Here is a 24,630-nt window from a genome sequence, read left to right as displayed (position 1 = left end):
ACATGAGCGAAAAAAGCATCCTGACTTGGAGCGGGTACAACAACTCCGGCATCGCAGCGGTGGCCATCGGCATGACTCTTAACCATTCCCATTGCCTTAGTCTTTCTAAAGCATTACTCATAATGCCTTTTGTAATGCACACCCCAACCATAAAATATTTAGCAAACGGTAATACTCGCTCACGGGAAATCTCCTCACTGTCTGCTGTAAGGCCCGACTTCGTACACAATTTTAATCAACGTTACCATGCCAGTTTAACCCATACGATTAACGGCCTGCAGATCTTACATGAATTGGGCCTAATATCTTACGACGGCAATATCTCACAAACTAAAATATTTGAGGCAAGCCCAGCTCTTGGAAAGCGCTCAGAACTTATCTCAAACGCCTCTAAAGAAATTTCTCACCTTCTCAAATCTTCCGAAGAAGAACTATATATAAATTTACGGGTGCAATTGTGAAATTTGGAATTGATAAAATTCGCCTATGGTCTAAATATGGAGAAATACGCGACGTTGATTTTGAACGCGGCAAGATCAACGTTCTGACAGGCGGCAGCAGTCGCGGTAAAACTTCTCTTCTGCATATTATTGACTACTGCCTTCTGTCTAGCGAACACAAACTTCCTCACGATGTAATTAATGATAACGTCGCATGGTATGGTCTTAAGTTCTACATTAACGATAAGACGCTGGTGATTGCCAGAAAAAGTCCAACTGCTCAAACCGTATCTGATCAACTCTATTTCTCCGGCATCGGTGCACTTCCTGTAGTTCCTGAGGCAAATGCAAAAAGTGATGATATCAAAGCCATTCTTCAAGCAGAATTTGGATTAGATAGCAGCGTTGTGCTTTGGGGAGGCCGTGGTCTCAAGCAGGGTACCCAGATGTCATTCCGGTATTTCATGCTAATGAACACCATATCGGAAAACACTATTACAAACAGCGAAGTGTATTTTGACAACCAGCAAAAAGACCGATATCGCGTAGCCCTTCCTCAAGTTCTTGACCTCAGCCTAGGTATCGATACTCTTGACAACATCGGAGCTCGGGAACGAAAAAAAGACATACTGCGACAGATTGAAAATTTAGAAAAAAAGAAGGACAAACTCTCAAATGGAAAGAGTTTGTTCGAGGGTGAAGCGAGAAAAATCGCGGCTACTGCCGCCGAGTATGGTTTAATCGACAAAGTCCCAAAAGTTGTCGATATAAACTTTCTGAAAGGCATTGTAGATAGTTGTCCTTCGCCAGAGGCATCTGGCCAAGACGCGAAACGCTATGCCGACGCCAAAGCAAAAATGTTTGAACTCAATCGAAAAATGCGAAAGCTGCGTGAGTTCACTGATGAGCATAAACAGTACAAAGCGACACTTAAAGTCACGCTCGACAGCTTAAAACCGCTTGAAACGTTGTTAAACCAAGCAGATCAGTTAATCAAAACGGAAATCTTTGATGATCTGATGAACGGTTTAAATGCTGATTTACGAGCGCTAAAGTTAGCCACCGCCACTAAGCAACCCGTGGACACACAAGTGGCAACCATGCTGAGAAGCTTAGAAACTGAGAAAAAAGAACACCAAGAAGTCATCGACTCTCTACCACAGCAGATCAAATCATTTGAAACAGCGATTGATCACGCTAGATTTATAGGAAGAATAGAGGCAAAGCTAGAGTCATATCATGAAGTCTCAAGCGATGACAGAGAAAGCTATAGCGGTAAAATCGCCGATTTGCAGGAGTTAGCTGACGAGATCAATGTACATGACGTAGTCGAGGTCCGACAAAACGTTAATCGTCAAATAGATGATATTGCACAAGCCTTGCTGGTAGAAGCCGATTTCGTCATGGACAACTACATTACTTGGCACCCGGCATTCAGCTTTAAACACAATGTCTTACAGCTTAGAAAGCCTCAGTCTTCACTTATCGAAAACGTCGGCAGCAGTTCCAACCATATGTTCATGCATTTGATTCTGTTCCTTGCTTTGCATGAAGCTTCGGCAGCCAATAGTTCTCGCTTTGTACCAAGCTTTCTTTTCATAGACCAACCTAGTCGCCCGTACTACGGTGAAGAAAAGGTCAAAGATGATATTCATCTAAAAAGCTCTGATGCAGCTCGGGTTAGTAAAGCTTTCGTGATGTTAGACAATTTCATAAACCGCATGAAGTCGAAGCACAAAACGGAATTCCAGATGATCATACTCGAGCATGTGCCAGTCGACGTGTTTAAAGACTTGAAAAACGTACATGTACTGCCTGAATTCCGAGAGGCTAACGCTTTGATTCCAGCAGAGTGGAAAACCCGGTCACACAGTTAACTTCTAGCCGGCCAGTACTGCAATAAATTGCAAACTGGCCCACGGCTTGATTCTGAATCAAGCTAAAGCAATGATAAATATAGCAATTAAATTTAAGCCATAGATCTCCGAACACCAAGGACAGTAGAAACTGACGTAGAGCCTGCCTCATCTTATTTATACTACCAAACGTATATTCTTACTCGCATGCGACATCACCACGCAGACCTAGATATAATTAAGCCCATAACAACTACACAATAGAAGCAGCCAAAAAGGGTATTCAAAGAGATAAAATTTAGTAGCTACCAGTACAATATCTAATAAATTCAAGTAGTTACCAATTCATTCGACTCCTGGTGCCGCACCATACAAAACGAAGCCCTCGCAGAAATGCGAGGGCTTTGTTGTTTTTGGCATCTATAAAAACTGCCCTTGTAGATACCGTCTTAACCCTCCCCTGCGCCAAATCTACCTGCACACCGCCCCATCACAATTTCACTTCAGCGCTAAGCACTTAACTGCCTAATCCAGTCAAGACTCGCCACGGTAGAACCGGAAGGCCGGTATTCACACCCGATCCATCCTGTGTAGCCACGCTGCTCCAGCGCTGCGAACAAGGCTGCAAAGTCGATGCTCCCCGTTCCCGGCTCGTGACGACCCGGGCAGTCGGCAATTTGCACATGAACTGTTCTGTCGTAAAACCGAGCCAGAACATCTGCTGCGTCTCCAGTCAGAAGCTGGGCATGGTAAAGATCGAGGATCAGCCCGACACTCGGGAAGGTTTCCAGCACTTGTTGCGCCTTGCTGAAGTCAGCCATGTAATAGCCCGGCATCTCCTGCGCACAGATTACTTCGATAAGCGGCCGCAAACCCTGATCCTCGAAGTACTTGACGGCATACTCCAGGTTGCTCCCGAAGACACGCCCTGCGTCATCCTGCGTCGTAACACCAGACATAATATGGACATCCGAACATGCCAGCGCCTTTGCATAGCTGGCGGCCCGGAGCAAACCGTTGCGAAACTCTTCCTCCTTACCCTGCAAGGCAGCGATGCCTTTGGTAACACCAGCCGGTGCGGCGAACTGAATCAACGGCAGACTGTATTGAGCCAGATGGTCGGCCAGGAGACTCGCGTCGAACTCATAGGGTGATGGGAACTCCACCGCCCGAAAACCAGCTGCAGCGGCTGCTTCGATGCGTTGCAGAAAAGGCAATTCATTGAATTGGAAGCCGAGATGAGCATTGAACTTGAGCATTGGGTAAATATCCATCCTGGGAAGAAAATCATCAGCCTGGAGCATCCTTTGCAACTCCAGCACAGCACTATAGGTTGACGTTGTCAGCAAGCTCAAATCGTGCGGGACTTTTTTGCTCAAACCAGGGATACGACGATTTCCATTTGGGAAAATAACGTTGCCCCTTTTCCACTTCTCAGAGGCCATCGTTCCCGGATGCCGCTCCTGGCTGGGGCTCTTTGCCAATAAAAGGGGCGGTTTCCACTTCCAGCATCAGCAACACCATTTCCGTTAACTCGGCGTCGGACTTCTGTCCCGCATAGAGGTCGTGGAGTGCTTTGGCAAAGGGGATGCGCAGGTCCTGGTTTTCTTCGCGGGCGGTATCGCTGGATTGCATGAGTTCGCTGATGGCTCGCAGCACAGCCGCTTGCCACCGAGCGGTGGTCCTGGGACCACCGCTGGTGATTGCAATCAACTTATCCTTCGTCAGCTGGCGAAGGGCAGGTTCTCGCAACGGCTTATGCGGCTTTGGGTTGCGAGTGATCTTTGACATACCGGACGATACTCAGCGTTTCCTGCCGGAACTGCTCGTAGTCGATCTGCTGGGCGTTAATAAAGGTGCTGCCCATCATGGTCAGCGAGCCCATAAAGCTGGCTTCGGAAATTTCCTCGTCGCTCGCGCCAAACAAGCGCGCGGCTTCGGTATGGAACAGGGCGCAATACTTGCAACGGGTCGCCCCGGATACCGCCAGACCTATCAACTCCTTGTACTTATTAGGAATCTTGGTATCTGCCAGCCAGAAATCCCGGGCTACGCCCCAGAATCCGATCGCGCCGCCTTCCGGCATCTGCTTGATCCACTCCGGAACCAGACCCAGGGTCTGTTCAATTTCCTGATAGGTATCACGAATGGCCATTTGACACCTCCTTACCTCTGTAGAGACATCTTCTATAGAGATATAACTAGTTTAGTTCCCTGGCGGCCATGCCAGAGCCGGCTGCAGCACGACTTCAGCAAATGAACTCTTAACCATCGTAGAAACAACAGGATGGATTTAGACTTTTCGGGCGCAATGACGTACCGCTCAGTACCTGGAGTTATCAGACTTGGCGGGTTGGCTAAGAGACGATCTTCGGATGATGCACGTGCTGGTAAAGCGTGCACCATACAAAACAAAGCCCTCGCAAAAACGCGAGGGCTTTGTTGTTTCTGATGTTTAGAAAACAGGTCTTAGTGACCCGCACTCTGCCCGCCATCAACATGCAGAATTTCCCCGGTGACAAAGTTGGCGCTGTCCAGATACACAACAGCCTGAGCAATATCGCTGATCTCGCCCATGTGCCCAACCGGATGCAAACTCCCCAGCGCTTCATGGGTTTCCTCTCCGTGCATCGGCGTTTTGATGATGCCGGGGCTAACCGCATTCACTCGAATCCCGCGCTTGGCGTACTCGATGGCCAGTGATTTGGTCGCCGCGTTCAAGCCACCTTTGGTCAACGAAGCCAGTACCGATGGCACACCGTCAATGGCGTGGTCCACCAGGCTGGTGGTGATGTTGACGACGTGGCCTTTGCCCAGCTTTTCCATCTCTGCTATCGCGAGTTGCGTGATGTAGAAGAAACCATTCAGGTTCACCGACAGCACCGCGGCATAGTCTTCCGGGGTGTAAGCAGTGAACGGCTTGGCAACGAAGATCCCGGCGTTGTTGACCAGGGTGTCGATGCGGCCAAAACGTGCGATCGCTTCACGAATGACTTGCCGAGCGACCGCCGGGTCGCCGATGTCGCCCGCCACGGTAAGGATGTCCGGGTCGGTGGACGGTTTGATCGAACGCGAGGTGGCGACAACCTTGTAATCGAGATCACGGAAAGCCTTGACCATGCCTGCGCCGAGACCTTGGGAGGCGCCAGTAATAACGATGACTTTTTTCGAATTGCTCATGGTGAACCTCTACTCATAAATAATGGTTTGAAAAAGTGATTAATCAGACTTCAACGGGCGCCTGTGCCATTTGTCTCAACATCTGTTCGTAGTACTCGACCGATTGCGAACCGGACACCAGGTGACGACCGTTCAGCACCATGGCCGGTACCGAATTAATCCCGCGCTCGCGGTAAAACACTTCAAGCTCACGCACTTCCTGGGCAAACGCTCCGGATACCAACACTTCGCGCGCACTCGCCGCATCCAATCCCACTTGCGTCGCTAGTCGAACCAGCGTTTCGCGATCGTTCGGGTTCTGGCCGTCGGTGAAATAAGCACGTAGCAAAGCTTTCTTGAGTGCGAGCTGCCGCCCCTCCTGCAACGCCCACAACAGCAATCGGTGAGCATCGAAGGTGTTATGGAAGTGGGTGCGCTTCTCCAGATCGAACTTGAACCCGATGGCCTCACCCCGAGCGATCTGCATCGCTTTACCGGCGGCGACGTCCTCGGCACTGCGCCCGTACTTGCGCATCAAGTGCGCAACCGCGTTCTCGCCTTCGGCCGGCATGTCCGGGTTCAACTCGAAAGGCTTGAAGGTCAGCTCGACCGTGACTTCACCCGCCACGTTCTCGATCGCTTGCTCCAGCGCCGTCGCACCCAAGGCGCACCACGGGCACACCACATCGGAAATGAAATCGATGCTGACGGAGGCGGTCATGACTGCCCCTCCGCCTCAGCCAGTTGCTTGCGGTACTGGGTGGTGGTGATACCGGCATAGCCCCAGTTATCGGTGTCGACTTCCTCGATCACGATGTGGGTCAGGTCCGGGCGTTTGTTGAGGACGCGTTCCAGGGTTTCAGTGATTTCGGCGATCACCTGAGCTTTCTGCTCCGAGGTAACACCATCGCGGGTAATGCGTACGCTGACAAAAGGCATGATGAGTCTCCAGTGACCTGCCCTTCGGGATGATGGGTAGGTGGGTGGAGCTCAATGTAAGAGGTTGGTTTGGGGGGATAAAGGTGGGGGTAGGAACATCATTAGTTACGCGGTGTAATGAGTTCAGTTGTAACGTGTCGCTATTTTTCGGTTTTAGCGACACGTCTTGATTACATGTCGCTGCCGACGACATGTCAGTGAGCCTTGCCATCCGCCCTGAACGCTCAAAATAATGTGGATCTGAGCCCCCTCAGATCAGAGCCCAACCTTTATGCTAAATTATGTATGGCCAATAATTATGGCGTATCCATAAAAAGAGGTAATTGCATGAGCAGCATTTTTCAGCGCCCTGAACTGGCTGAACAGATGGCAAATCAGCTTCTCAATCCGGGTGTTCTCGATGAAGGTCTGCGCTCAGGTCTGTTTCTGTCCGGCCTGCGCAGGACCGGTAAAACGACATTCCTGAGAAATGACCTCATCCCTGCCCTGGAGAAAGCGGGTGCTCTGGTCATTTACGTCGACTTATGGAGCGACACACTGGCCAATCCTGCGACGCTCGTGCATGACGCGATCCGTCAACGCCTGGAAGAACTCCAAACGCCCGGCTCCAGCCTGCTCGAAATGCTCAAACGGGTTAGCGGCGCAGATATTGGCGCAGGCGGATTCAAGTTTGGTTTCAAGCTCGACAGCATTGGCAATACAGGTGGGCCAACGTTGGCACAGGCGCTGACTGAGGTGGTCGACCAAGCGAAAACAGATTTGGTGCTGATCATCGACGAAGTGCAACATGCCATTTCCTCCGACGATGGCAATCAACTGCTCCTGGCACTCAAGGCTGCACGTGATGCAATCAATCCGCGCCCGAATACACCGGGCTACTTTCTGTTCATCGGAACGGGATCGCACCGGGCGCAAGTCAGCGAATTGACTGCAAAGCGAAACCAGGCGTTTTCCGGCGCAACGTCGGCGGCGTATCCGGTGTTGAAAGGGGATTACGTTGAGTACCTGCTCAACCGCCTTGCAATGACGGTGAAGAAGGAAAAGTTACCGTCTCTCGAGGTCGCCATTGAAGCGTTCAACACCTTGGGGAATCGGCCAGAGGAAATGCTCAAGGCGCTGCGACAGTTGATGCAGCAAGAAGGTGATCCCGATCTATTTCTGCCGGTAATTGCCAGTACTTTACGCTCTGCTGCGGCCAGTATTGAGCTTGAAAAGGTTGAGCAGTTGGGAAGTCTGGCTCAAGCTATTTTCAACAAAATCGCATCCACAGAGGGCGATGCACGGGGGATTTTCTCCACCGATGCGGCGGCTGAGTATTCGAAGACTGTCGGGCGCGAGGTACGTGTTGAAGAGATTCAACCGGTGGTGATTGCGCTGGTTGCCGAGAACATCATCATGCGGCGTGGGCATGGGATCTATGCGATTACGGATCAGTTTGTTCAGGAGATTTGGCTGGAAGAACGAGCGTTGATTGACGCCAGTTAGGAATTTGGCTGGGGTGGATGACGAGGACCCGAGCTGATCATCACCAGCCACAGCCTTCGGTCGCATGCTGTGGGTCGTAGGACTTGGTGTTATGAGGAACAATCGTCTGTCCCCACTCAGTACAAAGTATCCTGGGCTCAGCCATGTTCTCGAGCCAAAGTTAGTTCATAAACAGCTTGGCTCAATTTTTCCGCCACTATTTGCTCGAAGCTTTGGATATTGTTAATTCCACAATGAGAAAGGTCGACGATAGCTTCTGAGCCATCAAGTGGCTCGTGAGTAAAACTGATAAGTGGATTATCTCCAACAATCTGTGTTGCACCACCCACGTTAAGTAATGCTAAACGAGCCGCTTTCCCTACTTTCATTTTCCCAGCTAATACACGTCGAATTTCTGACAATCTGTCTTCATGGCTATACTGTTCGAAATACTCTAGCCAGTTTACGGAGAGATAAGACTCGTCCGCACGAAGCATAAAAGCGCCTGGACTAGGCTTTCCCGTATCGGGATCCACATGAGATCCACCGCATAGGCGCGTTACATTATCGCAATCAGGGAGAAAATCCCCCTTCATTCCGAAATCCACCCTTGAATTCCCAATGTGTTTGCGATTTCAAAAAAAGAATCAACCATAGTTTGACCAGACAAACTATCGACACGTTGCTCGTGCATCGAATTCCTCTTAAAAACAACCCATTTAATTTCACTTCCGCCCAAAAACTGAATGCTCAACCTTTGGTAATCATCATACTTCCACTGAACATAGAGCTCCCCTATCGGGGTAGCTGTAATTGTGGGAAACCTAGAGTTTGAATTAAGATTCAAAAACTCAACAAATGTCGCAAGTGAGGATGATAATAACGATTTTCCATCATAGTCCTCCTTATACAACTCCAACAAATCGGCGGTGCGGTCAGCGATCCTATCCGCATTTCTTATATGCGCAAACGCTCTCAGATTATTTATATGTTCCTCAACATCAGTGCTATCGGCCCTACGACGATCAATCTCATAGAATGCAGTAACTGACTGATCATCATCGAACATTCCATAAAAAGGAGAAATATCAGACGCTGGGGATGTAGTCTTCCCATCACCAAAATTCACCTTTTCACTTCGCTCCAAATGCTTTTTATAAATGCATGGTTGAGAAGTTTCTCTTGATGCCAATGACGAGTACTCATCTGAATCACAGATGGAAAACGCTGTTAGTCCGTCCCTCATATCTCGCGCTCCCAAAGAACATGTGCATCCTCAGTTGTAAGATCAGTAAATCCCCTTACGATCCATTCGCGGGCTAAGTCGAACCATTCTTTCATACCTGTCTCACTCACAGGGCCGCGCGCTGCGAGTTCAAGAATCCGAACCTTTGTTTCCTCTCCTTGAATTCTTCCACTCCCAAACTTCGCTATCAAAACTCCAGAGTCATTAGGCATATCAAATGTCGCCGCCCATACTGGATTGGTTGGTTCCGAGAGAAATCGATTAACATCACGCACCCAGCGAATATCTTTGAATAGCTCTATTGTTGAGTTAGAAGCATCATCAAAAGGTATATGGTTGGTATATGTCAACTCCCAAACAGTCGGTTTCAGTATGCCCAAGCCATTTTCCGCAACAAAACTGTTTAACGTTTTAAAATACCGATCAAAACAGCTAAAAACCTCAGCATACCGCGGATATGTTAGCTCTCGCTCTTTCTTACGCCAATTATAATAAAATCTATCCGATTGAAATTGAATTAATCGGCTGTCAGTATTGTTTATGAACCAAGCTCTGGGCAGCGGCAAACTCGTTTCCGGGTCCTCCGGTGGAAAGCCTTCGGCATTTGTGATGGGAAGCGCATGTTCGACCTTAGGAAAATCTTTTTTTAGTCGACTCCACAGATCCCCAAAATGAGTAATTTTAAGATCTTTCAGCTGTTCAAACTGACAGCCACAGACAACTTCATTTATTGGAGGCTTTTTATAGCTAGGAATAGGCTGATTCACTGACTTAGTCATTTGCGCCCCACGCGAGACAGCAGCGAAAATTTGGTCTGGTGTGATGTACATTAGCATGCTGTCGGAAAAACACGACCAATCCTATAAGCCTTATCGTTGCAAGCATTAGGTATGCCAGAAGCTTGACTCATGGTGCGCTTTGAATCTATTAGTGATTCGATCAACGGAAAAGAAGCTAACCCATTGATTTTCTTTCACGAGGATCATCAGAGGTTCCTCCAAAACTCACTAGCTCAAATCGCATGCAAATCGCACAACACCTCAGGATGCTGGCACGCACACGCAGCAGCGTCTGCGCCGCTCCCGTCCGTTGTCGGCGCCCTTGCGTTCCCAAGTCCTGCAATGTCCGCAAACTCACTCCAATTAGCTTGGCGAACGCGACGCCGTATGATCGGGCAGTGCAAGTTTGCTTGATTGGACCTGACACTTGGGCGACACGCCGAAACCGTCTAATCATCGACAAGCACTGACTGCAGCTCCAACCTTTGTGTCCGATCGCAAAAAATAATTACCTGGGTCTAAAAATTTCCAAAACCTTACCCACGCCACCACCTAGCCACGATTGCGCATCCTCCCACCTCAAGCTACCTTCAAACCGTCGCTGCCAATTCAGCGACCGGGCCTGATAACCCGAGTAAGATACAGGCGCACAAGCGCCCCCAAATCACGATTGCAGGCGCTTTTTTGTGCCCGCATTTCCGTGCAATGGCGGCTGTGCGTGGGAGACCTTCGGGTCTGCCGGGTTCCTGTATCTCCGGTTTATCAGCCCGCGCATAGCTGCCACCCATTCGCCTGATAACGAACGTGGTAGCTCTCACTTTGATACGGGAGTCTTACCCATGCACGCCATCAATCTGTACACAATTTGCGCTTCTGCTCCACCAGTCATAACTCGCCACCGCCCAACCACCGGAGGTGCCCAATGACCTACCCCCAAGACCTGAAAACAATCGGCCTCACACACTTCTCCCTCCACGCCAACGAACCGCTGTTCCGCATCAACGCCGGTGTCCCGGTCATCGAAGCCCTCTCCCACGCTTCCGACTTGCTCCACGTATCCAAACTGCTCGCATCAGACGCCGCCATGCTTCGCGATACCGACCGACATGCCTGGGCATCGCATTATTTGCAGGATATGAGCAAGGCAATCATCGATGACGTGGTGAAGGTGCTCGACGCACCGGGTAACAATCACAGCCAGTAACATCGTCACGTAAGCCTGAACATCGCGCATGAAAAAGCCCCGAATCAATCGGGGCTTTTTGCGTTTCGCCGGGCTTCACATCTCGCTGACTTCAAACACGAACGAGATCTTCCTGCTGCTCGCACTCCACACATACCGAATGTGCTTCCCCTGCTTCGGAATGGACACGGCCGGCGGCCGAAACGCGGCAACACATTCATGCCCAGGCAATCGAACACTGTTGTAGAGCAGTCCCCAGGACAACGTTTCGCGCAGTTGCCGGGCAAAGGCCTGGGCCGGACCGTAGGCGTTGGGATCCGGGTCGTGCAGGTGTGGGTAGTCGGCGCGGATGTCGTGCAGAGGTTTGACCACCCGGTTGACGTAGGTACGCATGGTCAACTCAAGATCCGGTTCGTTGGTCGCGGCGAGGAAGCGTTCCTGGTGATAACTCGTCTCGGCGATGGCCGCTGCCTGGCTGCTGGCGGCGTAGTAAACGCCGAAGGTGCCGTCGGTGAAGCGGCTGGTTTTGCCGATGTGGGTGAACGCGGCCATCACCGGTGTGGAGCCGGGGCCGGAGATGCGGTCTTCGGGGCGCACGCGGGTGAGCACGCCGGCTTCGTCCATCAGCCGATCGTTGGTCAAGGCTTCCAACGCGTAGGCAGTGGGCAGATCTTCAGGGTCGAGAACGTCTTCGAACAACGAGATCGGCGGGAAGCAACTGTTGACGATCCGATAGGCCCGCGGCCACTGCGGGTCGGCGCGTTCCGGCACCATCAACCGCGTACCCCGTCGAGGTAGCGGCGCACATCAGCGATGTCGACCACGCGACCGGCCAGCATGTAGCTCAATGCCGATTGGCCATTGAACGGTGCGGCGGTGTTGGGGCTGCTGACCCATGTGTAGGCACGTTCGCGACTGTTGCTGAAGATGATGCTCAGCGCTTTGTGAATGCCCATCAAATACGAGATGCGCTCCAGGGTGTCGTGGGGCAGGCGCACGTTGGGTGGCAGGTGTTTGTATTTGTAGAAAGTCGTATTACCGACTTTGCCCAGGAGTGTGCGTTGTTGCTCGGCGGTACAGCCCCAGCGTTCCATGAGGTTGAAGAAAAACTTCAGCGCGACTCGACCGGCTTCGGGGGAGTCGAGTTGTTGCTGTGGGCTGAGGACAGTGGATGAGGCAGGCATGGTAATAGCCTCCTTGGGTATGATGTCTTGATTTCAGACTAGTACAGATGCGAACAAAAATGAATTTTTAATTCACAAGCGTATTAATCTGTTCCCCCTTCGAAAAGAGCATTCACACCCGCTTTTCCGCAGCCTGAAAAGACGCCGACATACGGTCAGACACACACGTTGACACCCCCACTATAGGGGCAGAGAATTAAATCGAGAGCGCGAAACCGACTGCCTCCAAGTGGCAATAGTCGGCGGAGGGACCTCGTTGATGACTTGGAAATCGACGCCTGGTGAGACCTCTTCTCCCCTGCTTGAGGGAGCACAATATCAAGCACCTTTTTCATGAAAGCAGCCTGATCAGGCTGCTTTTTTTTTGCCTTGGGAAAAGGTTTCGTTGATAAAACAAGCAGCCAAAAAACGCCCACACCTCCCCCATCCGGGCCACTTTCTTGACCCCGATCATCTCCCCTCCAACAAAAATCTCGATCCTGTGCAAGCCTCCAGCCATCGGACGCAGAATCATTTCGCTACTAAACTCGGGACAAGCATGCTCTGGTGCAGGATCATAGCCAGCACGCGACCCACGCCCACCGGGCGGCAAGGTACACAACAATAGCCAGCCCACTTTAGAGGGCATTACCCAAATGGATAGCAGAACCTTACGCAACCTCATGCGCATCGTGCAGACCGGCTCGTTGTCGGCGGCGGCAGAGCATTCCTTTTTGACCGTGCAGGCATTGGCCGCGCAGTTGAACAAGGTCGAAGAGCAGTTCGGTTTTCGGTTGTTTCGTCGCTCCAACAAGGGGCTGACCCTGACCACACAGGGCACGGAGCTCACGCCCTACATGGACAAAGTGTTGGTCGCCACGCGGCAGCTGGAAGAGAAAGTCGCCGCGCTCAAGGTGCCCGGGCAGCGCACGCTCAAGGTTGCGCTTAACACCACGCTCTCGGCCGACTTCAACCGGCGAATGATCGGACGCCTCATCGAGGTGTTTGCTGATTATCAGCTGGAATTCAGCTACGCCGAGTCGATGGAAAACCTCAGCAAGTTGAAGAATGAGGACTTCGACCTGGCCGTGCTGATCGGGCCGCAACAGCCGGGGTTGCCCAGCATTGCCCTGCCCGATGTGCAAGTGCAGGTGGTCGGTGCTCATTGCGGTCAGGAAAACGACCCGCTGGTGCTGCTTGGCAATAAATTTCAGGTTCGGCCGGCCGATGACTGTCCGTATTCCCACAGCTTCTTGCGCTTTCTCGACGCAGGCCTTGGCAACTACGAGTCAGGCAAGCGGATGATCTATTCCTGCAGTGAAACCCTGACCCTATCGTTGATCACGCAAATGGACGGACTGGGCATGGTTTCCCGTGAGGCGGCCCTGCGTAACGGCCTGACCATTTTCCCGGGGTTCGAGGACTCCCTCGAAGTGCGGCTGGCGATCAATAATCCCGAGTTGTCGGGTCAGGCCTTGAATGAAGTGGTCGATCTGCCGTTACATGAACGAGCCGAGCGCAATGTACGCAACCGTTCCCACCGCAACGGAGAGAAAGAGGTTTTTGCTGAAATACGCACATAACAACGTCGGAATGGCTGCATAAAATTCCGGGCGATCGAGCTGCACATGCTGATCCTTGATCAACAGGGGTGTGAGGCTGATGGCAGCCACGATCGCCACCGGCAGGTATTCCAGCGCCCGGGCGACCAGAGGTGGCCAATGATCGGTGCTCACCTGCAGCGGCAACGCGCGTGGCAGGAATGTCACGGCCATCATCAGCGCGACGACCAGGATCAGGAACGTTTGGTCAGGCATACACCCACTCCGCAGCCCACGAATGTGGCGATGAATACATTGAAGGGTGAGTTGCCAATCAGGCTCAGTGCACCCATGCAAGCGACCGCGGCCAGTGCGGCGATCAGTTTGTTGCGGGTGTTGCAGAGCGATACCAGCACGTAGAGCATCATCGCGGTCAGTGCATAGTCGAGCTGATATTTGATCAGGTGCGCCGCGTACTGCGCGCAGATCGCCCCCAGCAAACCGCCGAGTACCCACGAGGTGTGGCAATACAGATTGAAGCCGATCAGGTAACGCACATTGACCGGCGAGCCCTTGCCCAGTTTGACGCTGTGGAAGGCGAACGATTCATCGGTCAGCCCACCGGCATAACACCAGCGTTCCAGACGACTGAGCCCCAGCGCTTGCAGGGCCTTGGCCATATAGACCGACATCAGCATGTGCCGCGCATTGATCAGAAACGTGGTGAGGATAATGGTGGTCAGCGACGCACCGCTGGAGATCAACGCCAGGGCGGCGAACTGTGAGGCACCGGCGTAGACGAACAGGCACATCGCGACCGGCAGCCACACGGGCATCCCGGCATTGACGGCCATCAGACCGAACACAAACGACACCGTGAAGTAGCCCGCAACCACCGGGCTGGCTTCAGCAAACGTGCGCGAGGGCTGGGGCTCGACCATCAGCGGCTGGCTGCTGGACGTCTCATTCATAGGTCCCTCTCAAAGGTAGTTTCGCCGCGCGGCTCACAAAAGCCCTGGGCACTCCAAAAGCGTTTGCCGGCAAGGTTAGCATCGTCGACGAACAGGAACATCCGCAGCACACCCACCCGTTTCATGTCCGCCGAGGCCGCTTCCACCAGACGTTGACCGACGCCCTGGCTGCGATACAACGTGCTCACCGCCAGGTGATTGATGGTGCCACGGCTACCAAGCATGCCGCCCAACACCGCGCCGACCACTTCGCCACCGACATCGAGTGCGAGGAACGCGGTGGTGGTTTTCTGCTCCAGCACACCGCGCAGGCATTTGGCGTCCTGCCATTCACAGAACGACACTTCTTCGAATTGCCGAAAGAAGCGCTCCAGGCGTTGGGCATCCTTGGCCGTCGCGCGTCGCAGCATCACCGGTGCAGAGCACTCGGTGATGTTCATCATGGGGTCGAACTGTTCAGCGAACAATGTCGAAAGCGGTCCCGGGCCGCGAGAAGGAAATGGCCAGAATCTGCCGATAGGCCATTTCGTGAGCATGGGTGTTGCGCGCCGGTGTCACGTAGTGACGCATCTCGCGATCGAGGAAGTAGGTGGTGTCGAGGATTTCCAGATAGGTCGTTGCCGCCAGCTGTTCCTCTTGGGCCGAATACAAACGGCTCTCCGCCCCGTCCACATTGTTGCGACCCCAGAAATGCACACCGCTGAACGGATAACCGTCGCAATGAATACCTTCCGGGGTGATTTCCAGTTGCTTGCCCGGCTTGATCTCGATGCGGATCTGATGAATCTGGCATTGCCAGATTGCGTCGTGCAGTTCCGGCGGCAATACGTGTTTGTACACCTCGAAATCCGTATCGATCAGGCTGCGCATCACCGGCGAATTAATGACCTCATTAGAGAAGTCCTGGAAGTGCCGCTCCAGTCCACCGACGTAGCTGTTGTTGGCCTTCGATTGCACGTAGGCGCGATGTTCCAATTGCTTCAAGTCACGGGTGACCGGGTTGTATTCAAAATCGCTGTAGCGACGAAAACGCATGCCCGCATCGGCTTGGCCGTAATAACTGTCCGGCTCCATGTTTTCCCAACTTTTGGTCAGTCTGACGAAGTCGGAAAAATGACCGAAGAGATTGAAGTCGGCTCCCTGGACGTTGACATACTTGTCGCGCCGTAGCGATTCACCAACTTCTCTGTTCAACACGATCATTACTAGGTCTCCGCTGCATTAAGCGGCCTAATCTAGTAGGTGCCGGATTGACGGCCCATGAGAAAGAATTTCAGGCATATCAAGCGTTGCTTGAAACGCAGGATAAAGTTGCTCCAATTCGACTTTTTACGATCGAAAACAGCCTTTTTCGGTGTTTTCATATGGTTATGAGGCAAAAAAAACCCCGAACCAGTCAGGGTTTTATCGAGTCTGAACAACTCAGCCGATCATCAGAAGATGTTGATCGGGTAATCCACGAATACGCGCAGTTCGTTGCCGCTGACGTTGTACTCGCTGGATTTCTGCGACACACGCAGGATCGAGCTGCGTACCTTCACGCTCAGGTCTTTGGCCGGGCCACTCTGCACGACGTACTTGAACTGGTTGAAGATCTCGCGCTCGGTGCCGCCTTCGCTGGTGGAAGTGGTGATGTTGTCGCCGCGCACGTAGGCCACGTTGTAGCTCAGGCCCGGAACGCCGAAGGCACCGAAGTCCAGACCGTAACCCAGCTGCCAGCTGCGTTCGTCTTCGGCGTTGAAGTCGGACCAGTAGGAGTTCGCCAGGTAAATGGTGTTGCCGCCGTCGCCGACGCGGTTCTGGCCGCGCTGATAGCCACCGTAGGCATAACCCAGGTTGCTGTCGCCGGTGCTGCGCTGGTGGGCGAGGGTGAACGAGTGCGGGCCGGTGGCAAAGGTCGCTGCCAGGCTCCAGATTTTGTTGTCGTCGCCGGTGACACCGTTTTCCCGGACGTAGGAGTTGTCCAGCTTGGTACGATAGCCGTTGAAGTCCAGGGTCAGGGACTGATCCTTGGCAATCGGGAACACGTAATTGGCGTTCACGTATTGCTTCTTCAGTACGTCTTCGACGTCGGAAGCGTACAGCGCTGCCTTGAACTGTTCAGTGAACTGGTAGCTACCGCCCAATACATTGATCGACTTCAAGCCACCGCTGTCACGGCCTTCAGCGCTTTTGCGCGATTCGGCGGTGAAGCGACCGGCGTTCAGCTCCAGGCCTTTGATCTCTTTGGAGGTGATCAAGGTGCCGGTATAGCTTTCCGGCAGCAGGCGGGAGTTGTCGTAGTTCAGCACCGGCAGGGCCGGCATCTGGTCACCGTAGGTCAGGACGGTGCTGGAGATACGGAATTTGACCGCGCCACCGAACTTGGACAGGTCATCCGCCGCGTTGCCGCTGTCGCCCTGCTTGAAGAAATCGATACCACCGGCGCCGCTGCGGCCTTTGCCGCCGTCCAGACGCAGTGCGTACAGACCGAAGGCATCCACACCCACACCGACGGTGCCTTGGGTGAAACCGGACGAGTAAGTACCGATGGCCGCTTGGCCCCATTCGGCTTTGTCCGGGTTGCCGTCTTTATAGTCACGATTGATGTAGGCGTTGCGCAGCAGCACTTTGAGGCTGCTGTCTTCAACAAAACCCTTGGATTCGGCCTGGTCGTTAGCCATGGCCTGTGTGGCGCTCAACATCCCCAGTGCGATCAGGCTGATTCGCTTGTTCAACATGTTATTTTCCTTATTACGGGTTGATACGCTCTGTGCCGAACAGCTGAAACGGCGCTATCGCGCTCTTTTTTCACCGCAAAAACAAAAAGGCCCGCCCACGAAAATTCGCGGCGGGCCTTTTATTGTTTTGTCAGTCGTGGCGGTTAGCCACAGGCGTTGGGGAGCATCCTATCTGCGCCCTAAATGATGTGTCAATTTCGTGAATCTTCTGTAAATAGGCGAAAATCGTCTAAGAAATCACTTGTCAGCAATAGCCAATTGCACGATATGGCTGTCGACGAATTGTTCGAAATGGGTGACTTTTCCGTCGGCCAGAGTCCACAAGTGCGCGACTCGGGCATTCATCGCACGACCGGTAGCTTTATAGACGCCGCTGTAATTGCCGTAGGCAAATACCTTGTCGCCCTGAGCGACGTAGTTCTCGACCTTGAACCGAAAATCTTCCCACTCAGTGGCCAGGCGCTTGAAGACATTTTCGACGATCGCGTCGAAACCGACGTAGGTCCCGGCATACGGAAAACCTGCGGCTTCGGTCCAGCGAGCGTCATCGGCCAGCGCCGCGGCGGTGTTGCGCGCATTCTCCTGGGAGTTGACGCCTTCGTAGGTGCTTTTGATCAGGCTCAGGTTATCCATGGTGACTCCAGGTGAGTTCAATGGGCGCAGCCGTCGAGGCCACAGGTTTGAAACGCGGATGAAGACTCTGTTGCCGAAAGCGACTGGCTCAACCATTGGGCGAAGGCCTGCGGCTTGCCGAGCCAAGGGCCGATATCGACCAGGGTGAACTGGCCATCCTGTTCCAGCGCGAAGGTCGGGAAGCCCTGACCGCCGACACGGGCCAAGAGTGCGCGGCTGTCCTTGATATGGCGACCGATATCAGCTGCACTAAATGCCTGCTGGAAAGCCTCGGGCTCAAGACCTGTCTGTGCGGCAAGTTCAAGCAAAACAGCCTCGTCAGCGATGCGTCGACCTTCCACGTAATGAGCCGTCTGCAAACGCCCCAGCAACTCCAGTCCGCGCCCGGCGATCTGCTCGGCTGCCAGCACGGCGGCAATCGGCGGCGTGGAGTCGAACACCGCCGTCTCATCACGCAGCAATCCCTCAAAATATGCTTCGCCAAACGGCTGGCCGGTGTACTCGGCGATGCGCCGGTCGTGGGGCATGACGTAATTGCGTAGTTGTGGCGAAACGGTTTGGCGATTGGCACCGCTCATCATGCCGCCGCCGTGGCCGATCACCGGCAACACGGTTTGGGCAGCTTGCACCAAGGGTTTGGCGCCGTAGCACCAACCGCACAATGGGTCGTAAATGTAGTGAAGGGTCATGGGAAGACTCCGGCAATAAAGTAGGAAAACTCAATGCCGGCAGACTAATACTCAGATCGTTTTGGAAAAACGCCGGAATCGATTTCAGTCTGTTTCAAGAATCGGTCGAATGCCCCTTAACGGGCACCCACCGATCTTGCAGGCACCCACTTTTGCGACGGGCATAAAAAAGCGCCGCCTTCCCGGCAGCGCTTTTATCCATCCGTTGTTTTTCTTCTTATCCTTCCATCACATCCCACAATGCTTCCAGTTCCGCCTCGCTGAATAAACCAGCGGGATAGCGCTCGATCATCATCCGGCGCGGATCAGGTTCTCTGATCTGACGCGTTCCATTGGACTTCAACCACTGTGCCAGGACTTGAAGCGATTCGCTGTTAACTGCCAGGGGATGCAGTGCCCGCTCGCCCACTACGTTCATTTCGGCGTTCATCTCAGCGCTCTCTCCTGGTTTGTGAGCGGCTAACTTATCCAAGGTTTATGACAGAACATCGAAGTTCTCTCCCTCCCCGTGTTGCGCCATCGAAGATACAAGAGCTATGCCAATGTTTTCGAAGTGTCGATAAGTAGATACAAAAAAGCCCGAAGTCCTGATGGGCTGCGGGCTTTCTGCGAGATAAGGAGGCCAAAATCGTTGCTCAATCGATTTTTCAATCAACTCAAGCTGTTACGTCCTCACTCACTCCTTGTGTGGAGCGGGCTGTTGTTGGGTAAGGCAATGGATGTTACCGCCCCCAAGTAACAGTTCGCGACCAGGCACCATGACCACTTCGTGTTGCGGAAACACGCTCTGCAAAATCTCTTTGGCCGGCCCGTCCAGTGGGTCATCGAAGCTTGGCGCGATGATGCCACCGTTGACGATCAGGAAGTTCACATAAGAGCCGGCCAGGCGCACGGTCGGATTGCGCTCCTGAGTGCCGTCCACCGGGTCCACACCGGCGCACTCTTCTTCGGTCGCATACAGCGGCCCCGGAATCGGCATTTTGTGCACCGTGAACGAGCGCCCCTTGGCATCGGTGCTGTTTTGCAGCACGTTCATGGCCGCCTGGCAGCGCGGGTAGTTCGGGTCCTGCGGGTCGTCGGTCCAGGCCAGCAGCACTTCACCCGGACGCACATAGCAGCAGAAGTTATCCACATGGCCGTCGGTTTCGTCGTTGAACAAGCCGTCCGGCAGCCAGATGATCTTATCCACAGCCAGGTTTGCGCTGAGCACCGCTTCGATTTGCTCACGGCTCATGTGCGGATTGCGATTGCGGTTGAGCAGGCACTCTTCGGTGGTGATCAGGGTGCCTTCGCCATCGACATGAATCGAGCCGCCTTCGAGCACAAAACCCTCGGTGCGGTAGCGCGGGCTGCGCTCGATTTCGAGGATCTTGCCCGCCACCTGCGAGTCACGGTTCCACGGCGAATACAAACCGCCGTCGAAACCGCCCCAGGCATTAAAGTCCCAATCCACGCCACGGACTTCGCCGCTGTCATTGATGACGAACGTCGGGCCGGTATCCCGGACCCAGGCGTCATCGCTGGACATCTCCACCACACGAATATTCGGCACGTCGAGACGGGCGCGGGCATTTTCGTACTGGCCAGCGGAGACCGCCACGGTCACCGGTTCGAAACGCGCGATGGCCTTGGCCACTGCAACGTGCGCGGCTTGCGCCGGTTTGCCACCCAGGCGCCAGTTGTCCGGGCGCTCGGGCCAGACCATCCAGGTCTGGGTTTGGGGTGCCCACTCGGCAGGCATGTAAAAGCCGTCGGCGCGAGGGGTGCTGTTCAACGTGGTCATGGCTTCAGGACTCCAGGGAACCGTCGAGGGTTTTAATCGCGCCGTACAGGTTCGGACGACGGTCGCGGAACGAACCCCAGGCGCTGCGAATGTGCTCCAGCTCATCGAGGTCGAAGCTGTGAACCAGAATGCCTTCTTCGGTTTTGTTCAGCTCTTGGACCTTCTCGCCAAACTGGTTGGCGATGAACGACGAGCCGTAGAAGGTAATATCGTAGCCGTCCTGCTCTTCATTGCCGATGCGGTTGCTGGCGATCAGCGGCATCAGGTTGGCACCGGCATGGCCCTGTTGCACGCGCTGCCAGTGATCGCGGGACGAAATGGTCTTGTCGTGCGGCTCACTGCCAATGGCTGTCGGGTAGAACAGAATTTCCGCGCCTTGCAGCGCCATGCTGCGGGCGCACTCAGGGAACCACTGATCCCAGCAGATGCCCACGCCGATTTTCGCGTAACGGGTGTTCCACACTTTGAAACCGGTATCGCCCGGGTTGAAGTAGTACTTTTCGTGGTAGCCAGGGCCATCCGGGATGTGGCTTTTACGATAAATCCCGAGGTTGCTGCCGTCGGCATCGATGATCGCGATGCTGTTGAAACGCGCGCGACCGGCCAATTCGTAGAAGCTGATCGGCAGCACCACTTGCAGTTCCTTGGCGACTTTCTGGAAGTGCTTGATGGCAACGTTGTCTTCTACCGTCGTGGCCAGTTGCAGGTAGTCCGGGTTCGGCTTCTGGCAGAAGTACGGAGCCTCGAACAGTTCCTGGATCAGGATGATTTGCGCACCTTTGGCCGCTGCCTCACGGACCAGCTTCTCAGCGGTCTCGATGTTGGCTTCAAGGTCCCAGGAACAAGCCATCTGGGTGGCGGCGACGGTAACGATACGACTCATGAATCATCTCCTGGGCAAGTGCTTGAGGGTCAGTGTGGCATCGACCGATGACAGAACGGGAATCACCGGGCGTGGTTCGTCCACACCGTGGGCAGTGGCGACTTTATAGCCGATAAAAATCGGCTTTAAAAGCAATAAATATCCACCACCTCTAAATAACCTCAAAAATTCCCGATAACAATCGACATTTGCAACCTCTACGAGCTGCCTACAAACCTTCGCCCAGCACCTTCGACAGCATGTCCACAAAGAAGTCCACACTCTGCCGCGACGTGACCATCGGCGGTTTGATCTTGAGGATGTTCAGGTAATCACCCGTCGGCTGCATGAAAATCCCCAACTCACGAAGGCGATCGCACAACGCCGTGGTTTCTTCGGTCGCCGGTTCAAGGGTTTCGCGATTGCGGACCAACTCCACGCCCAGATAAAAGCCGGAACCGTGCACCGCTCCCACCAACGGATGCCGGTCGATCAGGGCTTCAAGACGTTCCTTGAAGTACCCGCCCACGACCTGGGCGTTTTCCCAGAGTTTTTCTTCTTCCATCACATCCAGCACCGCCATGCCGATCCGGCAACTGACCGGGCTGCCGCCAGCGGACGAGAAGAAATAACCCTCGGCCTCCAGCGCTTCGGCAATCTCCCGACGGGTAATGACGGCACCCAACGGCTGGCCGTTACCCATGCCTTTGGCCATGGTGATGATGTCGGGCACCACGCCCTGCTCTTCGAAACCCCAGAAAAATTTACCCATGCGGCCGTAACCGACCTGCACCTCATCGGCGATGCACACCCCGCCCTGAGCACGGACCAGCGCATAGACCTGCCTCAAATAGCCCGGTGGTAGCGAGATGCCGCCGGCATTGCCATACACCGGCTCGCAGATGAAACCGGCGAGTTGGCGTTTCTGCCCGACGATTTTCGCCAGGTTGTGTTCGACGCTGCGCACGTAGTCCGGCGCGCTGTCCGGGCCACGGAATTCGCCGCGATAGGTGTTCGGCGCGGTCACCGGGTGCACCCAATCAGGACGGCTGCTCAAGGCCTTGGGGTTGTCGGCAATCGAGGTCGAGACCGCATCCGCCGCCACCGACCAGCCGTGATACGCCTCCAGCACACTGAGCATGTCGCGGCCGCCGCTGTAGGCCCAGGCCAGGCGAATCGCCAGGTCATTGGCCTCGGTGCCGCTGTTGACCAGGAATACCCGGTCCATGTTGTCCGGTGCCAACTTCAACAAGCGCTCGGAAAACTCGGCAATCGCTGCGTAGTGAAAACGCGAGTTGGTATTGAGCAACGACCATTGACGGCCGGCGACGGCGGCCATGCGCGGATGACCATGACCCAATACCGCGACATTGTTGAGCATGTCGAGGTAGGAGCGGCCCTGCATGTCGATCAGGTGATTGCGCCAGCCCCGCTCGATGCGCGGCGGGTCGACGTAATAATGCTTCTGGGATCGGGCGAAACTGGCGTCGCGGCGGGCCAGCAAGGTTTGCGGGTCGAGTTCTTCTTCTGCATCGCAGGCCAGCCCCAGCAACGCCGCCGGTGACGGGCACAACGCTTGCCAGGCGGCGGCGCGCGAAGGTGTGCAAAACAACGGCGCGTCGAGCTGAGCGCCTCGACACAATTGCACGATCAACGGCCCGCTGACCGAACCCAGCACCTGACCTTTGACCAATGCTGCGCCCGCGTGCAACGACGGTGTCACACCCCACAGCCGTAAACTCAGTTGTGGACCATCCAGTTGCAGCACACCCACTGCCGGCTGGTGAACCGTTCCGGCAAACGGCGATTCGACCGCCGTGCCATGGGGCACTCGCAACTCGACATGCAGAGGGCAAGTGGCCGGTTCAGTGGCGCTGTCCGGTTGGGTGCGAGACAGACGATATTGCCCATAACGACTGGCCGCCAGACCATGAGCCGCTGCAGCTTCGGTCAACAGACGCTGGTCGATCCCCTCTTGCTCCCAGTTACCCGCTTCGAAATGCGGGCTGAGCACGCCCAGATCGATCAACGCAAACTCACGCCCCACCAGACTCGGCAACAAGGGCGCAAAGCTTTCGCTGCCGATGCTCGGCAGGCCTTGACCAACCGCAGCAAGAATCGCCGCCTCCATCAACGCCAGCGGCACCGATGTGGCCACGCGGAAAATTTCCCACTCATGGGTCAGGTTGTCGCGACTGTACTCATTGCCCGGATCAATGGTGACCTACTGTTCGCCACTCAGCACCAACACCGCCGAACGCGCAACGATCAGCGGCCAGAGCGCCAGCAGTTCTTCATGTTGCAGCGGATTGATCGCGTGATAGGCCCGAACCGCCGGCAAGATGTAGAACGGATCGCCATCGGCATGGTGCAGCAGCGCGGCACAGGTCACCGACAGATCGGTGATCCGCCAGGTTCGGACCAGGTCGCCGAAATCGATGACCCCCTGCAACTGCCATTGGCGCTGCGCATCTCGCTGCCAGACCACGTTGTCGTCGGTGATGTCCATGTGAATCGCCTGCACCGGCAACTTGTCCACCAAGGGCTGCAAATGGCGCTCGGCCTGCTCGGCTGCTTCAGCAATCAGCTTGCGTTGCTGATCATCCTTGATCACCGGCAGCAAATGCGCGATCAACGCGTTGGCGTGACGGGCGTCCCATTGGAGGGTGCGCTCAAGGCCAGGATGGTCGAAACCGGCCAGCGCCACGTCCATCTCGCCGCAGAGCCGCCCGAAACCGGCGACCACGGCCTGGTTCAGATGGTCGAGGTGCGTCAGGGACTGGCCGTCGATGTAATCGAGCAGACGTACATGCACCGCTTGACCGCCGACCTCCAGGGAGAGCAGGTCTGTACCATTTTTGGCCGGGATCACTCGTGGCACCTGCACGCCGGGATGTTCGGCCAAGTGCTTGAGCCCTGCGTGCTGGGCTTGCAGTTCCAGCACCGAGTAATCGCCACGGCAGATTTTCAGGACGAAACGCCCCTGCTCGCTGTCGACGCGGTAGTTGAGATCCTGCTGGCTTCCAAGAGCCTGCAACCGTCCGCTCAGCCCGTAATGTTCTTCCAGCAACTCAAGCGCTTGCGCCGCGGACACTTGCGGGCTGGGCAGACTGGCGCGGTGAATCAACGTGGCGAGCGGCATACAACGACCCCTGAAATTTTATTAGGCGCTTATATCGCCACTGCCGAGTGCGATACGCAA

Annotated in this window: 26 protein-coding genes and 2 pseudogenes; 5 read left to right on the top strand and 23 right to left on the bottom strand. The window is 54.4% G+C overall.

The genetic code is table 11. The features are described from left to right. The first annotated feature begins 2 nt into the window (after nucleotides 1-2). Together LOY28_RS01400 and LOY28_RS01395 are read left to right on the top strand one after the other, a co-directional pair. Nucleotides 3-461 (top strand): three component ABC system middle component, encoded by a 459-nt coding sequence (locus LOY28_RS01400; RefSeq protein ID WP_258612967.1) that lies wholly within the window; start codon nucleotides 3-5, stop codon nucleotides 459-461. Further along, entirely contained in the window at nucleotides 458-2,317 is a 1,860-nt protein-coding gene (locus tag LOY28_RS01395; RefSeq protein ID WP_111286697.1) for a DUF3732 domain-containing protein, read from the top strand. Before LOY28_RS01400 ends, LOY28_RS01395 begins: the two co-directional genes overlap by 4 nt. A 488-nt stretch (nucleotides 2,318-2,805) precedes the next feature. Here the strand turns inward: LOY28_RS01395 and LOY28_RS01390 are convergent, their stop codons facing one another. From LOY28_RS01390 to LOY28_RS01365, 6 genes are all read right to left on the bottom strand, one after another. Beyond that, nucleotides 2,806-3,555 (bottom strand): hydroxypyruvate isomerase family protein, encoded by a 750-nt coding sequence (locus tag LOY28_RS01390; protein ID WP_138866639.1) that lies wholly within the window; start codon nucleotides 3,553-3,555, stop codon nucleotides 2,806-2,808. Between the two features lie 175 nt (nucleotides 3,556-3,730). Then, nucleotides 3,731-4,087, bottom strand: coding sequence for a hypothetical protein (locus tag LOY28_RS01385; protein WP_225602989.1), 357 nt, complete (start codon nucleotides 4,085-4,087; stop codon nucleotides 3,731-3,733). Next, nucleotides 4,053-4,451 carry a carboxymuconolactone decarboxylase family protein gene (locus tag LOY28_RS01380; RefSeq protein ID WP_007939479.1) on the bottom strand — a complete coding sequence of 133 codons (399 nt, stop codon included), beginning with the start codon at nucleotides 4,449-4,451 and terminating at the stop codon, nucleotides 4,053-4,055. The genes LOY28_RS01385 and LOY28_RS01380 overlap by 35 nt, the downstream gene beginning before the upstream one ends. 314 nt (nucleotides 4,452-4,765) lie before the next feature. Beyond that, nucleotides 4,766-5,476: an SDR family NAD(P)-dependent oxidoreductase gene (locus tag LOY28_RS01375; protein WP_111453950.1), complete on the bottom strand. Its 711-nt coding sequence runs from the start codon at nucleotides 5,474-5,476 to the stop codon at nucleotides 4,766-4,768. A gap of 43 nt (nucleotides 5,477-5,519) precedes the next feature. Then, nucleotides 5,520-6,176, bottom strand: a complete 657-nt coding sequence (locus LOY28_RS01370) for a DsbA family oxidoreductase (protein WP_258612966.1) — start codon at nucleotides 6,174-6,176, stop codon at nucleotides 5,520-5,522. Beyond that, nucleotides 6,173-6,394 carry a 4-oxalocrotonate tautomerase family protein gene (locus tag LOY28_RS01365; RefSeq protein ID WP_007939483.1) on the bottom strand — a complete coding sequence of 74 codons (222 nt, stop codon included), beginning with the start codon at nucleotides 6,392-6,394 and terminating at the stop codon, nucleotides 6,173-6,175. Before LOY28_RS01365 ends, LOY28_RS01370 begins: the two co-directional genes overlap by 4 nt. Before the next feature lie 327 nt (nucleotides 6,395-6,721). On the opposite strand from LOY28_RS01365, the gene LOY28_RS01360 reads away from it, so the two are divergent. Further along, nucleotides 6,722-7,879 (top strand): AAA family ATPase, encoded by a 1,158-nt coding sequence (locus tag LOY28_RS01360; protein WP_007939484.1) that lies wholly within the window; start codon nucleotides 6,722-6,724, stop codon nucleotides 7,877-7,879. A gap of 137 nt (nucleotides 7,880-8,016) precedes the next feature. Here LOY28_RS01360 and LOY28_RS01355 read toward each other — a convergent pair whose 3' ends face one another. The 4 genes and pseudogenes from LOY28_RS01355 to LOY28_RS29960 all read right to left on the bottom strand — a co-directional run. Beyond that, on the bottom strand, nucleotides 8,017-8,394 hold the full coding sequence (locus tag LOY28_RS01355) for a hypothetical protein (protein ID WP_258612965.1): 378 nt from the start codon (nucleotides 8,392-8,394) through the stop codon (nucleotides 8,017-8,019). A gap of 56 nt (nucleotides 8,395-8,450) precedes the next feature. Then, entirely contained in the window at nucleotides 8,451-9,104 is a 654-nt protein-coding gene (locus LOY28_RS01350; RefSeq protein ID WP_258612964.1) for a hypothetical protein, read from the bottom strand. Next, a complete protein-coding gene (locus LOY28_RS01345; RefSeq protein WP_157214317.1) occupies nucleotides 9,101-9,883 on the bottom strand; it encodes a TIGR04255 family protein in 783 nt (260 codons plus the stop codon). Before LOY28_RS01345 ends, LOY28_RS01350 begins: the two co-directional genes overlap by 4 nt. Before the next feature lie 233 nt (nucleotides 9,884-10,116). Next, nucleotides 10,117-10,268 (bottom strand): annotated as a pseudogene (locus LOY28_RS29960) (helix-turn-helix domain-containing protein); the annotation flags it as partial. A gap of 537 nt (nucleotides 10,269-10,805) precedes the next feature. On the opposite strand from LOY28_RS29960, the gene LOY28_RS01340 reads away from it, so the two are divergent. Next, the gene (locus LOY28_RS01340; protein WP_258612963.1) at nucleotides 10,806-11,087 is read left to right on the top strand and encodes a DUF3077 domain-containing protein; all 282 of its coding nucleotides are present in this window, start codon (nucleotides 10,806-10,808) and stop codon (nucleotides 11,085-11,087) included. Nucleotides 11,088-11,162: 75 nt separating this feature from the next. On the opposite strand, the gene LOY28_RS01335 is transcribed toward LOY28_RS01340, so the two are convergent. Beyond that, nucleotides 11,163-11,840, bottom strand: coding sequence for an RES family NAD+ phosphorylase (locus LOY28_RS01335; RefSeq protein WP_258612962.1), 678 nt, complete (start codon nucleotides 11,838-11,840; stop codon nucleotides 11,163-11,165). Then, nucleotides 11,840-12,250, bottom strand: a complete 411-nt coding sequence (locus LOY28_RS01330) for an MbcA/ParS/Xre antitoxin family protein (RefSeq protein ID WP_007939490.1) — start codon at nucleotides 12,248-12,250, stop codon at nucleotides 11,840-11,842. The genes LOY28_RS01335 and LOY28_RS01330 overlap by 1 nt, the downstream gene beginning before the upstream one ends. A gap of 635 nt (nucleotides 12,251-12,885) precedes the next feature. Here LOY28_RS01330 and LOY28_RS01325 point away from each other — a divergent pair. Then, on the top strand, nucleotides 12,886-13,812 hold the full coding sequence (locus LOY28_RS01325) for a LysR family transcriptional regulator (RefSeq protein ID WP_258612961.1): 927 nt from the start codon (nucleotides 12,886-12,888) through the stop codon (nucleotides 13,810-13,812). On the opposite strand, the gene LOY28_RS01320 is transcribed toward LOY28_RS01325, so the two are convergent. The 11 genes and pseudogenes from LOY28_RS01320 to LOY28_RS01270 all read right to left on the bottom strand — a co-directional run bounded on the left by LOY28_RS01320 (nucleotide 13,729) and on the right by LOY28_RS01270 (nucleotide 24,570). Next, complete coding sequence (locus tag LOY28_RS01320; RefSeq protein ID WP_026300722.1) at nucleotides 13,729-14,046, bottom strand: AzlD domain-containing protein; 318 nt, start codon at nucleotides 14,044-14,046, stop codon at nucleotides 13,729-13,731. The two genes, LOY28_RS01325 and LOY28_RS01320, sit on opposite strands and share 84 nt — an antisense overlap. Further along, complete coding sequence (locus LOY28_RS01315; RefSeq protein WP_018929283.1) at nucleotides 14,025-14,741, bottom strand: AzlC family ABC transporter permease; 717 nt, start codon at nucleotides 14,739-14,741, stop codon at nucleotides 14,025-14,027. Before LOY28_RS01315 ends, LOY28_RS01320 begins: the two co-directional genes overlap by 22 nt. After that, complete coding sequence (locus LOY28_RS01310; protein WP_173861173.1) at nucleotides 14,738-15,151, bottom strand: GNAT family N-acetyltransferase; 414 nt, start codon at nucleotides 15,149-15,151, stop codon at nucleotides 14,738-14,740. The genes LOY28_RS01315 and LOY28_RS01310 overlap by 4 nt, the downstream gene beginning before the upstream one ends. Nucleotides 15,152-15,197: 46 nt before the next feature. Then, on the bottom strand, nucleotides 15,198-15,944 hold the full coding sequence (locus LOY28_RS01305; RefSeq protein ID WP_018929285.1) for a 2OG-Fe dioxygenase family protein: 747 nt from the start codon (nucleotides 15,942-15,944) through the stop codon (nucleotides 15,198-15,200). 230 nt (nucleotides 15,945-16,174) lie between these two features. Beyond that, entirely contained in the window at nucleotides 16,175-17,461 is a 1,287-nt protein-coding gene (locus LOY28_RS01300; protein WP_018929286.1) for an OprD family porin, read from the bottom strand. A gap of 237 nt (nucleotides 17,462-17,698) precedes the next feature. Next, on the bottom strand, nucleotides 17,699-18,094 hold the full coding sequence (locus LOY28_RS01295) for a nuclear transport factor 2 family protein (protein ID WP_258612960.1): 396 nt from the start codon (nucleotides 18,092-18,094) through the stop codon (nucleotides 17,699-17,701). Nucleotides 18,095-18,111: 17 nt separating this feature from the next. Next, nucleotides 18,112-18,783 (bottom strand): DsbA family protein, encoded by a 672-nt coding sequence (locus LOY28_RS01290; protein ID WP_258612959.1) that lies wholly within the window; start codon nucleotides 18,781-18,783, stop codon nucleotides 18,112-18,114. A 217-nt stretch (nucleotides 18,784-19,000) separates the two neighbouring features. Further along, on the bottom strand, nucleotides 19,001-19,213 hold the full coding sequence (locus tag LOY28_RS01285) for a hypothetical protein (RefSeq protein WP_018929289.1): 213 nt from the start codon (nucleotides 19,211-19,213) through the stop codon (nucleotides 19,001-19,003). 246 nt (nucleotides 19,214-19,459) lie between these two features. After that, nucleotides 19,460-20,566 (bottom strand): agmatine deiminase, encoded by a 1,107-nt coding sequence (gene aguA / locus LOY28_RS01280; RefSeq protein ID WP_064615866.1) that lies wholly within the window; start codon nucleotides 20,564-20,566, stop codon nucleotides 19,460-19,462. Nucleotides 20,567-20,570: 4 nt separating this feature from the next. Next, on the bottom strand, nucleotides 20,571-21,449 hold the full coding sequence (gene aguB / locus LOY28_RS01275) for an N-carbamoylputrescine amidase (RefSeq protein ID WP_019581765.1): 879 nt from the start codon (nucleotides 21,447-21,449) through the stop codon (nucleotides 20,571-20,573). Nucleotides 21,450-21,657: 208 nt separating this feature from the next. Continuing rightward, a pseudogene (locus tag LOY28_RS01270) lies at nucleotides 21,658-24,570 on the bottom strand (aminotransferase). Nucleotides 24,571-24,630 lie beyond the last annotated feature (60 nt).

It is taken from the genome of Pseudomonas sp. B21-017, from assembly GCF_024749245.1.
GTDB lineage: Bacteria > Pseudomonadota > Gammaproteobacteria > Pseudomonadales > Pseudomonadaceae > Aquipseudomonas.
Note: the sequence above shows the minus strand (reverse complement) of the source record. Positions and strands in the feature narration are given on the sequence as shown.